At 69.0% G+C, this 14697-nt stretch carries 12 protein-coding genes; 6 read left to right on the top strand and 6 right to left on the bottom strand.

Annotated elements, in window-relative coordinates; all coding sequences use genetic code 11:
* From F9K34_RS11910 to F9K34_RS11900, 3 genes are all read left to right on the top strand, one after another.
* A partial coding sequence (locus F9K34_RS11910; protein WP_291337190.1) for an NAD-dependent epimerase/dehydratase family protein occupies positions 1–760 on the top strand: 760 nt, incomplete at its 5' end.
* Positions 757–1368, top strand: a complete 612-nt coding sequence (locus tag F9K34_RS11905; protein ID WP_291337189.1) for a sugar transferase — start codon at positions 757–759, stop codon at positions 1366–1368. The genes F9K34_RS11910 and F9K34_RS11905, both read left to right, overlap by 4 nt.
* 183 nt (positions 1369–1551) lie before the next feature.
* Positions 1552–3459, top strand: a complete 1908-nt coding sequence (locus tag F9K34_RS11900; protein ID WP_291337188.1) for a polysaccharide biosynthesis protein — start codon at positions 1552–1554, stop codon at positions 3457–3459.
* Positions 3460–3483: 24 nt separating this feature from the next.
* Here F9K34_RS11900 and F9K34_RS11895 read toward each other — a convergent pair whose 3' ends face one another.
* Positions 3484–4413, bottom strand: a complete 930-nt coding sequence (locus F9K34_RS11895; protein WP_291337187.1) for a glycosyltransferase family 2 protein — start codon at positions 4411–4413, stop codon at positions 3484–3486.
* Entirely contained in the window at positions 4410–5207 is a 798-nt protein-coding gene (locus tag F9K34_RS11890; protein WP_291337186.1) for an ABC transporter permease, read from the bottom strand. The genes F9K34_RS11895 and F9K34_RS11890 overlap by 4 nt, the downstream gene beginning before the upstream one ends.
* Positions 5208–5499: 292 nt before the next feature.
* Here F9K34_RS11890 and F9K34_RS11885 point away from each other — a divergent pair, with 292 nt between their 5' ends.
* Together F9K34_RS11885 and F9K34_RS11880 are read left to right on the top strand one after the other, a co-directional pair.
* Positions 5500–6576 carry a sugar transporter gene (locus tag F9K34_RS11885; protein ID WP_291337185.1) on the top strand — a complete coding sequence of 359 codons (1077 nt, stop codon included), beginning with the start codon at positions 5500–5502 and terminating at the stop codon, positions 6574–6576.
* 27 nt (positions 6577–6603) lie between these two features.
* The gene (locus F9K34_RS11880) at positions 6604–7260 is read left to right on the top strand and encodes an ABC transporter ATP-binding protein (protein ID WP_291337184.1); all 657 of its coding nucleotides are present in this window, start codon (positions 6604–6606) and stop codon (positions 7258–7260) included.
* A 205-nt stretch (positions 7261–7465) separates the two neighbouring features.
* Here the strand turns inward: F9K34_RS11880 and trpS are convergent, their stop codons facing one another.
* Positions 7466–8503: a tryptophan--tRNA ligase gene (trpS, locus tag F9K34_RS11875; protein WP_291337183.1), complete on the bottom strand. Its 1038-nt coding sequence runs from the start codon at positions 8501–8503 to the stop codon at positions 7466–7468.
* 86 nt (positions 8504–8589) lie between these two features.
* Here trpS and F9K34_RS11870 point away from each other — a divergent pair, with 86 nt between their 5' ends.
* Complete coding sequence (locus F9K34_RS11870; protein ID WP_291337182.1) at positions 8590–9276, top strand: rhomboid family intramembrane serine protease; 687 nt, start codon at positions 8590–8592, stop codon at positions 9274–9276.
* Here the strand turns inward: F9K34_RS11870 and murJ are convergent.
* The 3 genes from murJ to F9K34_RS11855 form a co-directional block, all read right to left on the bottom strand.
* Positions 9267–10811, bottom strand: a complete 1545-nt coding sequence (gene murJ / locus F9K34_RS11865; protein WP_291337181.1) for a murein biosynthesis integral membrane protein MurJ — start codon at positions 10809–10811, stop codon at positions 9267–9269. The two genes, F9K34_RS11870 and murJ, sit on opposite strands and share 10 nt — an antisense overlap.
* Entirely contained in the window at positions 10808–13627 is a 2820-nt protein-coding gene (locus F9K34_RS11860; protein WP_291337180.1) for a [protein-PII] uridylyltransferase, read from the bottom strand. The genes murJ and F9K34_RS11860 overlap by 4 nt, the downstream gene beginning before the upstream one ends.
* Positions 13587–14697, bottom strand: a 1111-nt coding sequence (locus tag F9K34_RS11855) for a penicillin-binding protein activator (protein ID WP_291337179.1), incomplete at its 5' end; no start/stop codon positions are given. The genes F9K34_RS11860 and F9K34_RS11855, both read right to left, overlap by 41 nt.

Genomic DNA, 14697 nt, shown 5'->3' with positions numbered 1-14697 from the left:
AACACCGGCCCGCCCGGGCGCGGGCGGGCCGGTGTTCGACCCCCTGACGGAGCCACGAAGCTACGCCGCCGCGGCGCGGGGCACGACGGCGATCCTCAGCCTCGCGGGCCGGGTCGGGGGAGACGCCGGGGAACTCGCGAACCATGCCGCACTCGGCGTCGCGGCGCTTCGTGCCGCGGCCGTGGCGGGCGTGCCGCATGTCTTCCTCGCCTCGAGCGCCGCCGTCTATGGCGGTTCCGACGGCGCGCGGGAGGAGGACGAGCCGTCGCCGGTCTCGGACTACGGGCGCGGCAAGCTGGCGATGGAGGAAGCCGCCCGCACCTGGGTCGCCGCCCGCCCGGCCGGGCCCGGCGTGACCTGCCTCAGGATCGCCAATGTGGCCGGGGCCGACGCGCTTCTCGGGGCGCCTCTGCGGGGCGACCCTCAGGTGCTCGATGTCTTCGCCGACGGAACGGGTCCGCGGCGAAGCTATCTCGGCCCCGGCGCCCTCGCGGACCTCCTGGCCTGTCTCCTCGCGCGTGTCCGCGCCGGGGAAAGCCTGCCCGGGCTCCTGAATGTCGCCCTCGACGGCGCCGTGAGGATGGAGGCGCTGCTCGCCGCCGCCGGACGGCCCTGGACACCGCGGCCGGCGCCAGCCACGGTCCTTCCGGTCGTGCGGCTCGACACCAGCCGGCTTGCCGCGATCTGCGGACCCTTGCCCCCGGCCGAGGCGGCGGAAATCGTCGCGGACCTCCGCGCCACGCTCCGCGAGGCGCCATGACCGTGCAAAAGCGACTCTTCGATCTCGCGCTCGCGCTCCTGCTTCTGGTGCCGCTCGGCATCGTGATGGCCGTCGTGACGCTCGCGCTTCTCGTGGGGCAGGGACGGCCCGTCCTCTATGGCGCCGAGCGGATGCACGCGCCCGGGCACCCGTTCACCCTGTGGAAGTTCCGCACCATGCGGCCGGCGACGGGCGACAGCGGCGTTTCGGGCGGCGACAAGGCGGCGCGGATCACCGGACCCGGCCGCTTCCTGCGCCGCACGCGGCTCGACGAACTGCCGCAGCTGTTCAATATTCTCAGGGGCGACATGAGCTTCGTCGGGCCGCGACCGCCGCTACGGCAGTATGTCGAAGCCTTTCCCGCGCTCTACGCCGAGGTGCTGGCCTGCCGGCCCGGTGTCACCGGCCTCGCCACGCTGGTCTTCCACAGGCACGAGGAGCGGATTCTCGCCTCCAGCGCGAGTTCTGAGGATACGAATCGCGTCTACATGCGGCGGTGCATTCCGCGAAAGGCGCGGCTTGATCTCATCTACCGCCGCCGCCAATCCCTATGTCTCGACCTCGCGATACTGCTGCGGACGCTCGCGGCTGTGGCCCGGAGGTCCTGACTCGGCCAAAAGCCGCCCGGATTCGGCGATTGCGCTTCGAAAACCGCGCCGGATGGGGATATCCTGTTGCCAAGTTTCACGACGGCGCTACTAAGGTCGGGCTAGGTCGTCCGGCGGGCGATGATCCAGGGGCATGGCGCGTCCCGTCCGCAGAAGAACGATAAAGAACGAGGCAAGCCGCCGATGGTGAAGTTCGTCCTGTCGATGACGCGCGGCCAGAAGCGGCTCGTCCTGCTTGTGCTCGATCTGCTCTGTGTCGCACTCGCCTTCTACAGTGCCGCGATCATCCAATATTCGACCCTGAGGCCGGCGGCTGTCCTGATTCAGAGCTGGCCGCTGGTGCCGGTCCTGATGGCGGTGGCGCTCGGGGTGTCGCTTCTGCTCGGTACCGCGGACGTCCGGCTCAAGCACTACGACCTCGGGGCGGCACAGCGGACCGCCTTCTTCGGGGCCGTGCTTGCCGGCGCCAGCGTGCTTCTCGCGCGGCTCGGCGGGCTCGGTCTTCCGGCCGGATATCATGTCGTCTTCGGGCTTGTCGTGTTCTGCCTTGCCGCCGGCGTGCGCATCGCGCTTCTGCACATGCTTCTGGCGATCTACCGCCAGAGCGCCGAGGTGACGCGGGTTCTCATCTACGGCGCCGGCCGGACCGGGATGGCGCTGGCTGCGGCGCTCCGGAACCGGTCAGACATCCAGCCCGTCGCCTTCGTCGATGACAACGTGTCCCTGCGCGGGCTGATCGTGGCGGGGCTGCCGGTGTTTTCCGGCGCGCATGTCCCCCGGGTACTCGAACGCTTCAGGGTCCAGCGCGTCATCCTCGCCATGCCGTCGCTTTCGGTGCACAAGCAGAGTCTTCTGTCGCGACGCCTCGCGCGGCTCGGGCTCGAGGTTGAGACGCTGCCGGCCTTCGCCCAGTTGATTGGCGACGAGGCGCTTATCGACAAGCTCATGCCGGCGCCGCCTTCGGCGCTTCTCAACCGTCCGGGCCTGCATGACGAGATGGCCAGTGGCTGCGACGCCTGGCGCGGCGGCGTGGTGATGATCACCGGCGCCGGCGGTTCGATCGGGCTCGAACTCTGCCGTCAGGTCGTCGCCTGCCGGCCGCGCAAGCTCGTACTCTTCGAACTGAGCGAGGTCGCGCTCTATTCGGCCGGCATGGAAATGCGCGTGCTGACGGAAGCGACCGGGACCGAAGTCGTGCCAGTGCTCGGATCGGTCGGCGACGGCATTCTGGTCGAGCGGGTCCTGCGTGAACATCGCGTGGATGCGGTGCTGCACGCCGCCGCCTACAAGCACGTGCCGCTGGTCGAGGGCAACGCGCGCGCGGGTGTAGCAAACAACGCGCTTGCCACCGCTGTGCTGGCCCAGAAGGTGCGGGCCGCCGGGGTGTCGCGCTTCGTGCTTGTGTCCTCCGACAAGGCGGTGCGCCCGTCAAGTGTGATGGGTGCGACCAAGCGCGTGGCCGAACTGATCGTGCAGGGTCAGGCCGCCCAGTCGGGGCGCACCATCTTCTCGATCGTGCGCTTCGGCAATGTCCTTGGCTCTTCCGGCTCGGTGATCCCGCTCTTTCAGGAGCAGGTCGCCGCGGGCGGTCCCGTCACGCTGACGCACGATGAAGTCACGCGCTACTTCATGACCATTCAGGAAGCGGCGCGCCTCGTGCTCATCGCGGGCAGCCTGGCGGAGGGCGGCGAGGTATTCGTGCTCGACATGGGTGCGCCGGTGGCGATCAGGGATCTTGCCCGTCGCGTGATCGAGGCCTCGGGTTATTCGGTCCGCGACCGCGCCAATCCCGAGGGCGACATCGAGATCGTCACCACCGGGTTGCGACCGGGCGAAAAGCTGCACGAGGAACTCGTGATCGGCAGCGGGCCGAGCCGGCGGGTGCATCCCAAGATCATGACGGTGATCGAGCCGCGGCTTTCCGAAATTGAACTGGCCGCGGCGCTGCGCGACCTCCGCGAGGCCCTGGAATCGGACGAAGCGAACGCGCTTCATGCGGCCTTGCGCAAATGGGTCGGCATGGCGGGCGTGCCGGGTGCCGTCCGTGCAGGGACCGCGGCGACCGGCTGGTATCAGATCGGGGCCGAGTGACCGGCCACCGGTTGCCTGCCAGCCTTACAGCAGCCCCAGGAACGCCGCGGCCCAGAGGGAAAGGTTCCCCGCCCGTGTCTGCCGGTAGAGCGCGAGGTCGCGCAGGGCCGCCACTGCAGCCGGTCCTCGGAGGCGCCGGAGGTTTCGGAAGCGATCGAGGTTGTCCCGGTTCTCGGGCGTGAGGAGCGCCCTGACCGCCAGGAGTTCTTCGAGGTTCCGCTCGTTCCAGTCGCGGTAGCGCCCGCGGAAAAGGCCGGCGACACGTTCCATCCGCGCTGCGGCAGAGAGGTTCGAGCCGATCTGGTTCGCCCCGTGCTGCCGGTAAAGAACGCTCGGTTGCGCATCGTAGACGACACGCGCGCCCGCCCCGCTCAGGAGTTGATAGAGCCACCAGTCGTGGCACACGGCGCCTTCGCGCCGCCCGGCGCGCCTCACCGTCTCGCGGGCGGCGGCGTCGAGCATCATGGTATTGCCGCCGGCGAGGCTCTGCACCAGGGCGTTGCGGAAGCCGGGCGGCCGGCGGAAATGCGGCGACATCCCGCGCTGCGATAGATCGCGGTCGGTGATGACGGTGCGCGCGCCATAGAGTACGGCGGAGCCCGCCGCCGTGCAGGCCGCGAGCCCGCGCGACAGCCGTCCGGGAAGCCAGACGTCGTCCTGGTCGGCCAGCGCGAAGAAGTCCGCGCGGATTTCGGGGGCACACAGGAGTGACAGGAAGTTGGCCATGCTGCCGCGACGGGGGCCATCGCGCAGGGTCACGCTGTGCTGCGGATGGGCCTTCGCAAAGGCCTCGACGATGGCGCGCGTTGCATCGGTCGAGCCGTCGTCGCCAATCCAGAGCGACCAGTCGCCATGGTCCTGGTCTGCGAAGGAGTCGAGTTGCGCGCGCAGGAACTCCGCCCCGTTGCGCGTGGCCATCAGGATCGCGACATGGCCCGCGGCCGGCGCTGTCATTGCTGGAGCAGGTGGCTCTCGTTCTGTCTGAGCAGGAAGGCTCCGATCAGAAAGAGCGCCATCGCGATCCCGAAGGCGTAGGGCAGGGAGACGAACGCGCCGCGCTCCACGCCGTAGAGGCCGTAGCGGGCTTCGGCGATCACATGGGCCACGGGATTGTACCAGAGGATGTCGCGCAGGTAGGTCGGCAGCGTGTCAAAATCGAACAGGATACCCGACACGATGAACAGGGGCCGTGTCAGGACGCCCCAGATGTTCTGCCAGGTCGGGAAGAACCCGATGAGAACCGCGTTCAGCGTTCCCACGCCGGTCCCGAGCGCGAAGGCGAGCACGAACGCGGTAACCAGGAGCCCCGGGTTCAGATCGGTCCGCACGCCGTCGTACCACGCGATGGACGGAAAGATGATCAGGGCGACGACGAAGTGCGTCATCATCTCGAGCGTCGCGCGCGAGATCACCGTATCGAGCGGCCGGACAACCGGGTAGGTCAGGAGGCCCCTGTTGGTGCGGATCGCGTGCATCGTGACGTTCGCAATCGAGTTGTACATCATGAAGGGCACGAAGCCCGAGGCGTAGAAATACATGAAGCTCGTGCCGCGCGGGGGCACATGCGTGATCACGCTGAAGGCCACCGAGAGGAGCACGATCCCACCCGTGGGCTCGGCGATCGCCCAGATGTAGCCGCCCCACGACCGGCCGAATCTCGCGCTGGTCTCGCGGATGATCAGGGCCGCGAGCACGCGGAGGCGCTGTCTTACCCGCGCGAGAGCGGTGGGATTGTCCGCAACCATCATGACGCTCGATCCGGGATCCTGTTCTGTCGTGCCGTTTGCCTTGGCCGCGCTGCGGCGTTAGGTTCGTCGCGAACCGGTGCCGTAGCCCGACAATCTCAGAGGATGCGCCGCAAATATGCAAGCCCCGAACGACGCCGCCGTGTCCAAACCCGTGGTGCGATCCGTCGGCCCCGCCGCCCCGGCCCCGCCGGCGGGTGCCACTGCCGGCCCCGGGGCGGGGCGCCTCACGCTGAGTGCGGTGCGTACCGCCGTGGCCGACATGCCGGCAAGCGGACAGCGGCCCCGCCATCGCGTGCTGCGACTGAGCTTCCTGGTCTGTGTGGCGCTGCCCGTCCTGCTCTGGTCGGCCTATCTCTTCGGCGTGGCCGAAGACCAGTACCATTCGGAGCTTGCCTTCTCGATCCGGTCCGAGGAAATCGCCTCGGCGGCAGCCGGCATCCTTGGCGCCATCACCCAGGTCAGCGGCGGAGTCGCGAACGACGCCGAGATCGTGAACGAATACATCTCCAGCCGTGCGATCGTTGAGGAGGTCGATGCCGAGGTCGATCTGGCGGGGATCTATCGCAAGCCGGCGTTCGACCCGGTCTTCAGCCTCGGCGGGGACAGCCGGATCGAGGATCTGACGGACTTCTGGAACCGCGTGGTGCACGTGAGCTATGAGAACCGGTCGGGCATCATCAACATCCGGACCGTCGCCTTCACGCCCGAGGATGCCCGCAGGATCAACGAGGCGATCCTTTCCAGCAGCAACGCGCTGGTCAACCGCCTGTCCGAACAGGCGCGCCAGGACGCGATCCGCTACGCCGCCATCGACCTTGACGAGGCCGAGGCGAACCTGCGCCAGCAGCGCCAGCAACTCGCCGACTTCCGGGCCCAGTATCACATCGTCGACCCGGAGGCCGACGTCGCCGGGCAGCTCGGCGTGCTGACCGCATTGCAGAGCGAACTCGCCCAGGCGCTGGTGGAGCGCGACATGCTCCTGACCTACGTGAGCGAGGACGACCAGCGCGTGGTGCAGGCGACACGAAGGATCGACGCCATCACCGCGCGGATCGCGGAGGAACGCACCAACCTCGGCATCGGCGGCGAGGGTGTGAACATCGCCGATGTCGTCGGCGAATACGAAGGGTTGCGCACCGACTTGGAGTTCGCCGCCGCCGCCTATACCCAGGCGCTGACCAACCTCGCGCTGGCCCGTGCCGAGGGGCGCCGCCAGGCGCGGTACCTCGCGGTTCATATCCCGCCGACGCTGGCACAGGAGTCGCTCTATCCGCAGCGCTGGCTGCTCATCGGCCTGGCGGGCGCGTTCCTGGCGATGGCCTGGGGCATTGCCATGATCGTCTACTACAACATCCGTGACTCACGCTGACCCGGGCAAGGCGGACGCGCGCCGGCAATGATCGAGTTCCATAACGTCGTGAAATACTACGCGACCCGCGGCGGCGGGCGGAAGGTCCTGCTCGACGGTCTCAACCTGCGGCTGCCGCACGGGGCCAAGGTCGGGCTCCTCGGGCGCAACGGCGCGGGCAAGACATCGCTCATCGGCATGATCGCCGGCACGGTCAAGCTGAATGGCGGAGATATCCGCCGCGAGGGGACCGTCTCCTGGCCGCTGGGCTTCGCGGGCAGTTTTGCCGTCGACCTGACCGGGGCACAGAACACGCGTTTCGTGGCGCGGATCTACGGCGTCGATTCCGACGCGCTCGTCGACTACGTGTCGAGCTTCGCCGAGCTGGGCGAGTTCATGCGGATGCCGGTCCGGTCGTATTCGGCGGGGATGCGGGCACGGCTGGCCTTCGGCCTGTCGATGGGGCTCGCGTTCGACTGGTATCTCGTGGACGAGATAACTGCGGTTGGCGATGCGGCCTTTCGCAAGAAATCGCTCGCAGTCTTCAACAGCCGGCTGAAGGACTCCGGCCTGATCATGGTGTCCCACGCCAATCCCACATTGCGGGAATACTGCACGAGCGGGCTCGTGATCGACGGCGGCCGGGCGCTCTACTTCGATGACATCGAAGAGGCCATCGCCTGCCACGAACGCAATCTCGCCTAGACGCAGGGCCGGCAAGGGAGGCCGCCGCCAGAAAGCATTCCCCCCGGGGAGGCCCCGGGGGAACCGGGCGGACGGGGGAGCGACCGCCGGGATTGCCAGGCACACGCGCCGGACGACGGGACGACGGCGGGCGGCGATTCCGCCGGGCAGGGTCAGCCTGCCCGGGATTTGAATCGTTCGCGTGACGAAACGGCGAGCGAGGCGGTCAGCCCCGACGTGACCGGATCATCCCGACGATGTCCTGGGTCCTCTCGAGGATCGGCCGGGCCAGTGCGTCCGCCCGCTCGGCGCCCTGGCCGAGGAGGCGGTCGATCTCGGCGGGGTCCGCCATCAGGCGCTTCATCTCGGTGCTGATGGGCGAGAGCGTCGCCACCGCAAGCTCGGCGAGCGCGGGCTTGAAGGCGCCGAAGCCGTGGCCGGCGAAGCGTTCGAGCACGGTTTCCGGCGCCTCGCTGGCCAGTGCCGCGTAGATGTTGACGAGATTGCGCGCCTCCGGCCGGTCCTTCAGTTCGGCGAGCGTCTCGGGCAGGGGCTCCGCATCCGTCCTGGCCTTGCGGATCTTCTGGGCGATGGCGTCGGCATCGTCGGTCAGGTTGATCCGGCTCGCGTCGGAGGGGTCGGATTTCGACATCTTCTTCGTGCCGTCGCGCAAGGACATGACGCGGGTGGCGGCGCCCTCGATCACCGGCTCGGGGAGGGGGAAGAAATCCACCTTGAAGTCGTGGTTGAACTTCGCCGCGATGTCGCGCGTCAGCTCTACGTGCTGCTTCTGGTCCTCGCCCACGGGCACCATCGTGGCGTGGTAGAGCAGGATGTCGGCCGCCATCAGCGCCGGATAGGCGTAAAGTCCCAGGCTCGCCGCCTCGGCGTTCTTGCCGGCCTTGTCCTTGAACTGGGTCATCCGGTTCATCCAGCCAAGCCGGGCGACGCAGTTGAGGATCCAGCCGAGCTCGGCGTGGCCGGGAACCTGGGACTGGTTGAAGAGGATCGACCGCTTGGGGTCGATGCCCGCCGCGATGAAGCCCGCCGCCGCCTCGCGCGTCTGGTCGCGCAGTTTTGCGGGGTCCTGCCAGACGGTGATCGCATGCATGTCGACAAGGCAGTAGATCGTCTCGATCCCCTCGTCCTGCTTTTCCACGAAGCGCTTCAACGCGCCCAGGTAGTTGCCGAGCGTCAGCCCCCCCGAGGGCTGGATGCCCGAGAAGATGCGCGGGGTGAAGCCTGCGTTGGCCGCATCGGTCATGGCCGGTCCTCTGGCTGTCAGCGTCTGGATTTTGTCGTGCCGCTCGCGTATCGCAGGGCGGGAGTCCCGTCAACAAGGAGAGCCCGATGCGGCCTGGCTTCGATGAGGCGCCCGTGAACCCGCTGCCCCCCGTGGTCTGGCTGATCCTCCTGCCGATCGTGGCGATGGAGGTGGTCCTCAGCGCCGGCTCGCTCGGGCTTGCCGGAGGGCAGGCGGGCATCGGCTGGCGGGCGGAGGCCCTGCAGCGCTTCGCTCTGTCGCCGCTGATGCTGGACCAGATGTGGCAGGCCGGTCAGGTCATCCCCGACTACCTCATGCGCTTCGTCGCCTATGCCTTCGTCCACGGCAACCTCACGCACGCGCTCTTCGCCGCGGTCTTCGTGCTTGCGCTCGGCAAGTTCGTGGGCGAGGTCTTCCCCGGCTGGGCCGTGCTGGTGGTGTTCCTCGGTGCGGTCGTCGCCGGCGGACTGGCCTATTCGCTCGTGCCCGGACTCCGGATCGCGCTCTACGGCGCCTATCCCGGCGCCTATGGCCTCATCGGCGCCTTCACCTTCATCCTCTGGGCGCGGCTCGGGGCGGCACATGCGCACCGGGGCCGGGCCTTCTCGCTCATCGGCTTCCTTCTCGGGATTCAGCTTCTCTTCGGCGCGCTCTTCGGCGGCGCGCCCGACTGGATCGCCGATCTTGCCGGGTTCGGGGCAGGCTTTCTCCTGTCCTTCCTTGTGGCGCCCGGCGGACCCTCGCATTTCCTGCGGGTTATCCGTCAGCGCTGACGGGGTGTCCCGCCCCGGAAGTCCGCGAAACGGAAGGCGCCGAAGCCCCAGGCGGCGGCGCCGTAGACGCCGAGGCCCGCGAGAACCAGGAGCGCCAGCGCCCAGTAGCGGTGGCCTTCGGCCGCGAGCTGCTCCGACAGGCCCTGGCTCGCCCCCCAGAGCACAAGCCCCATGACCGCCGAGGCTAGGATCACGCGCGGCAGGCGGGTGCGCAGCCTCTCGTCATAGGCCGCCGCCTCGCCCATCCCGCGCGTCCCCCACCAGAGCTGGAGCGTCATCGCCCAGCCGGCGAGCGTCGTGCCGAGGGCGGCCGCGACAAAGCCCATGACCGGGGCGAGGCCGATTGCGAGCGCGGCGTTCACCACCATCGACCAGACGGCGAAGCGGAAGGGCGTCGCCGTGTCCTCGCGCGCGAAATAGAGTGGTTGCAGCACCTTCTGCAGGACGAAGGCCGGAAGCCCCGCCCCGTAGACCGCCAGTGCGAGCGCGGTCGGCCCGGTGTCCTCCGGGCCGAAGGCGCCGCGTTCATAGAGGACGGAGATCAGCGGCACCGCGATGACGCAGAGCGCGACGCCCGCAGGCACGGTCAGGAAGAGCGCGAACTCGGTCGCCCGCGAATAGGCATAGCGGCTGCCGAACGTGTCGCCCGCCTTCAGCCGGCGCGACAGGTCCGGGAGCAGCACGATGCCGATGGCGATGCCGACGACCCCGAGGGGAAGCTGGTAGAGCCGGTCGGCGTAGGAGAGCCAGGCGATCGCGCCGTCGAAGAAGCTGCCGACCTGGCGGCCGACGAGCAGGTTGATCTGCACCACCCCGCCTGCGAGCACGGCCGGGAAGGCGATGGTCAGGAGCCGCCTCAGGTCAGGCGTCATCCGCGGCCGCCTGAGGCGCAGCGGAAAGCCCATCCGCGCCGCCGCGATCCAGACGAGCGCGAGTTGCGCGAGGCCGGTCACGGGCGTCGCCCAGGCCATCGTCAGCCCGATGTCCCAGCCGAGCCGATCGGCCGCGACCATGGCGGCGATGAAGATGAGGTTCAGGAGCACCGGCGCGCCGGCGGCGGCGATGAACCGCCCCCCCGCGTTCAGGAGGCCCGAGAGGAGCGCCGTGAGCGAGATGAAGAGGATGTAGGGAAAACAGATGCGCCCGTATTCCACCGCCAGCGGCAGCCGCTCGTCGCCCGCGAACCCCCCCGCCATGGCGAGGACCAGCCAGGGCATCGCCAGCATGGCGACCAGCGAGACGAGAAGGACGACGAAGGCAAGGCCCGACATCGCGTCCTCGGCAAAGCCCCGCGGGTCCTCGCCGGCCTCGAGCTTCTTGGAGAAGAGCGGCACGAAGGCGGTGTTGAAGGCGCCCTCGGCGAAGAAGCGACGGAACATGTTGGGGAGCGTGAAGGCCACGAGGAAGGCCTCCGCCACCGGCCCGGTGCCGAGGTAGGCGGCGGTCAGCACGTCGCGGGCGAAGCCGGCGATGCGGCTCAGGAGCGTCCAGGCCCCGACCGTGAGGACCCCGCGGATGAGTCGGATCGGCTTCATTCCGCGCGCGCCCGCTCCGCCCCTTCGGCGATTGCCTGGCGGAGCTTGCGCTCCAGGCTCTCCTGCTTCGCCTTCGTGTGCAGCTTCAGCCCGAACATGTCCTTGACGTAGAAGGTGTCGACCACCTGCGCGCCGTAGGTCGCGATCACGGCGCTGGCGATGTAGATGTTGTTCGCCGCGAGCGTGCGGGTGAGGTCGTAGAGAAGGCCGGGCCGGTCGCGGGTATCGACCTCGATGATCGTGTAGATCTCCGAGCCTTCGTTGTCGAAGGTGATGTGCGTCGGGAACTGGAACTGGCGCTCGCGCTTCTTGATCCTGTCGCGGTCCTTCAGCGCCTCGCGGGTCACCACCTCGCCCCTCAGCGTCTTCTCGATCATCGCCCGGAGGCGCGGCAGCCGCGCCTCTTCGTAGGGATGGCCCTCGCTGTCCTGGATCCAGAAGACCGCCGTCGCGTAGCCGTCCTTCGAGGTGTAGGTGCGCGCGTCCACCACGTTCGCGCCGACCAGCGCCAGCGCGCCTGCCAGCCGCGAGAAGATGCCAGGGTGGTCGGCCAGCGCGAAGCAGGCGCGGGTCGCGTCGTGGTCGGGGTCGGGCTTGATGTCGATGCGGATCGCGTCGTCAGGGATGTCGCGCAGAAGGTTGGCGAACACGACATGGGTGTCGGTCGAAAGCCCCTGCCAGTAGGGATCATAGTGCCGCGCCACCTCGCGCCGCAGGTCCTTCGCCTCCCAGGCCGCCAGCGCCTCGCGCAGCGCGCGCTTGCCTTCGTGCTCGCGCTTGGCGCGGTTGACGCTTTCGAGCCCGCCTTCCAGCGCATGCGCTGTCTCGGCATGGAGCCGGCGCAGGAGCATCGCCTTCCAGTTGTTCCAAGTGGTCGGCCCGACGCCGCGGATGTCGCAGACCGTGAGCACGGTCAGAAGGTCGAGCCGCTTGCGGGTCTTCACTACCTTGGCGAAGTCGCGCACCGTCCGCGGATCCGAAAGGTCGCGCTTCTGCGCCATGTCGGACATGGTCAGGTGGTAGCGCACGAGCCATTCCACCGTCTCGCATTCCTCCGCCGAAAGTCCGAGCCGCGGCGCCACCTTCCGCGCGATCTGCGCGCCGACGATGGAGTGGTCCTCGGGCCGGCCCTTGCCGATGTCGTGCAGGAGAAGCGCGACGTAGAGCACCTTGCGGTTCACGCCCTCCTCCAGGATCGCCGAGGAAACCGGCAGTTCTTCGATCAGTTCCTTCCGCTCGATCTGCGCGAGCGTGGAGATCGTCTGGATCGTGTGCTCGTCCACCGTGTAGTGGTGGTAGACGTTGAACTGCATCATCGCCACGATCGGCTCGAACTCGGGGATGAAGGCGGAGAGCACGCCAAGCTCGTTCATCCGGCGCAGGCTCCGTTCGGGGTTGCCGTGCTTCAGCAGGAGGTCGAGGAAGATGCGCGCCGCCTCCGGATCCTCGCGCATGGCGTCGTCGATCAGCCGGAGGTTCGCCGCGACGAGCCGCATCGCGTCGGGGTGGATCAGGTAGCCTGTCCGCAGGCCCTCCTCGAAGATCCGAAGGAGGTTCAGCTTGTCGGCCAGGAAGACCTTCGGTTCGGCGATGTTGAGGCGGCCGTTGTCGAGCCGGTAGCCGGGGCGGAGCTTCTTCCGGCGCCGGAAGAGACCCACGAACATCGCCTCGCGCTTGGCGTGGCGCGCTTCGAGCGCCGTGAGGAAGACGCGGGTCAGCTCACCCACCTGCGTCGCGTGGCGGAAGTAGTCCTGCATGAAGTGCTCGACCGCCCGGCGTCCGCCCGCGTCGGCATAGCCCATGCGGGCGGCCACCTCGACCTGCAGGTCGAAGGTGAGCTGGTCGTTGGCCCGCCCGGTGATCAGATGGAGATGGCAGCGTACCGCCCAGAGGAAATCCTCCGCCGCGGCGAAGGTCGCGTATTCCTCGCGCCGGAAAAGCCCCTGGTCGACGAGTTCGGCCGCCTGGCGGACGCCGTGGATGTACTTGCCGATCCAGTAAAGCGTCTGGAGGTCGCGCAGCCCGCCCTTGCCCTCCTTCACGTTCGGCTCGAGGACGTAGCGCTGGCCGCCCTGGCGCTTGTGGCGCTCGGCCCGCTCCGCGAGCTTCGCCTCGATGAACTCCGCGCCGGTGCCCTTGAAGAGCTCCGAACGCAGCCTGCGCCGCAACTCCTCCGCCAGCGGCTGATGGCCGGTCAGGAAGCGCCGCTCAAGGAGCGCCGTGCGGATGGTGTAGTCCTCGCGCCCGAGCCTCAGGCAGTCCTTCACCGTGCGGCTGGCATGGCCCACCTTCAGCTTCAGGTCCCAGAGCATGTAGAGCATCGACTCGATGACGCTCTCGGCCCAGGCCGTGGTCTTCCACGGCGTCAGGAAAAGAAGGTCCACGTCCGAATGCGGCGCCATTTCCGCCCGGCCGTAGCCGCCCACCGCGAGGACGGCGATGCGTTCGCCCTCGGTCGGGCTTGCGAGCGGGTGGAAGAGCCCGGTCGCCATCCGGAAGACCGCCTCGACGGTTGCGTCCATCAGCGCCGCATATGCCCGCACGGTGAGCGAGGCCGCCCTCGGATGGGTGGCGAACTCGGCCGCGATGGCGGCAAGCGCCTCGGCCCGGGCCGCGGCCAGCACCTCGACGATGCGGGCGCGGCGCGCGCGTGCGTCTTTCTCGGCCGCGCAGGCGCCCATCAGGACCGCGCAGAAAGCGTCGCTGTCGAAGATCGGGTGGCCGCCGATCGCCGCGGGCAGGGTCGCCCGCGGCAGGCGGGATTCCGGCCCGGGCTCAGAAGCCCGCGCCGGAGAAGCTTCTTGGGGCAGGATCAATCACGACCACCTGTGCATTCTGGATCTGGGCGACGGCAAGCCCGCGTTCGTTCGTCCCGTCGGGCAGGAGCCGGAAGACGCCGCTGACGCCCGCGAAGCCCGACCCCTGCGTGAGGGCGGCCGCGCTCAGTGCGTCGGACCGGCCGCTTCGTGCCAGCGCGCCGACGGCGGCGATGCCGTCATAGGCCAGCGCGGCGATCGGATGCGGCTGTTCGCCGTAGGCGGCAGCGAACCGGCTTTGGAACTGTGCCGTGAGGCCCGGGTCGGGCAGGGCAAACCAGCCGCCCTGGACGCCCGGCATCGAGAGCGTGCCCGAGGGAATGTCCCAGCGGGTGAGGCCCACGAACTGCGCCGTCTGGCCGCTCAGGCCGGCCTCGGGCAGCAGCTGCGCCAGCAGGGGCAGCGCGCCCGCCGTGTCTGCGGTGAAGAAGACGGAGGTCGCGCCCGCCGCCTTGGCCTCGGCGGCGATCTGCGGGGCGGCGGCGATCACCCCCTGCTGCGAGAAGGGATAGCTTGCCGTGCCGACAACGGTCGCGCCGGACCGTGCGGCCGCGGACGAGATCGCCCGGGCCCCGAGGTCGCCCGCGGGGTTCTGGTCGTGCACGACCATGATGCGGCCCTTTCCGGAGCGCGCGGCATAGCGAACCAGCCGGTTGGCGGTGTTCTGGAACGTCGGCCCGAGCACGAAGACGTTGCCGCCGGCGATGTCGGTGTTGTTGGAGAACGACAGGACATTGACGCCGGAGGGCGCCACCGCGACGCCGGCCGCGTTCGCGGCTTCGGCGAAGACCGGTCCGAGGATGATTTTCGCGCCTTCGTCCACGGCCTTCCGCGCCATGGCCGCCGACGTTCCGGCGTCGGATCCGGCGTTGTAGACCCTGAGGTCGATCCTGACGCCCTGGAGGTCCGCGATGGCGAGATCGGCCGCCTGCTTGAGGTTGCGCGCGAGCACCTCGTCGCCGCTGCTCCCCGATCCGCCCGGCAGGATGAGCGCCACGGGCACGGGCGCACCGGCGTCGATCGCCGGCGCGCCCGTGCCCGTGGCGCTCATCCTGCCGGGCGGATCGGGG

The organism is Albidovulum sp. (genome assembly GCF_008933605.1).
Lineage (GTDB): Bacteria > Pseudomonadota > Alphaproteobacteria > Rhodobacterales > Rhodobacteraceae > Albidovulum.
Note: the sequence above shows the minus strand (reverse complement) of the source record. Positions and strands in the feature narration are given on the sequence as shown.

What these genes read in the sequence shown, in the direction of transcription:
- F9K34_RS11895 (WP_291337187.1), bottom strand. Translation starts at nt 4,413, where the DNA reads ATGACAGCGCCGGCCGCGGGCCATGTCGCGATCCTGATGGCCACGCGC.
- trpS (WP_291337183.1), bottom strand. Translation starts at nt 8,503, where the DNA reads ATGACCGATGCGGCCAACGCAGGCTTCACCCCGCGCATCTTCTCGGGC.
- F9K34_RS11900 (WP_291337188.1), top strand. Translation starts at nt 1,552, where the DNA reads ATGGTGAAGTTCGTCCTGTCGATGACGCGCGGCCAGAAGCGGCTCGTC.
- F9K34_RS11905 (WP_291337189.1), top strand. Translation starts at nt 757, where the DNA reads ATGACCGTGCAAAAGCGACTCTTCGATCTCGCGCTCGCGCTCCTGCTT.
- murJ (WP_291337181.1), bottom strand. Translation starts at nt 10,811, where the DNA reads ATGAAGCCGATCCGACTCATCCGCGGGGTCCTCACGGTCGGGGCCTGG.
- F9K34_RS11890 (WP_291337186.1), bottom strand. Translation starts at nt 5,207, where the DNA reads ATGATGGTTGCGGACAATCCCACCGCTCTCGCGCGGGTAAGACAGCGC.
- F9K34_RS11870 (WP_291337182.1), top strand. Translation starts at nt 8,590, where the DNA reads ATGCGGCCTGGCTTCGATGAGGCGCCCGTGAACCCGCTGCCCCCCGTG.
- F9K34_RS11880 (WP_291337184.1), top strand. Translation starts at nt 6,604, where the DNA reads ATGATCGAGTTCCATAACGTCGTGAAATACTACGCGACCCGCGGCGGC.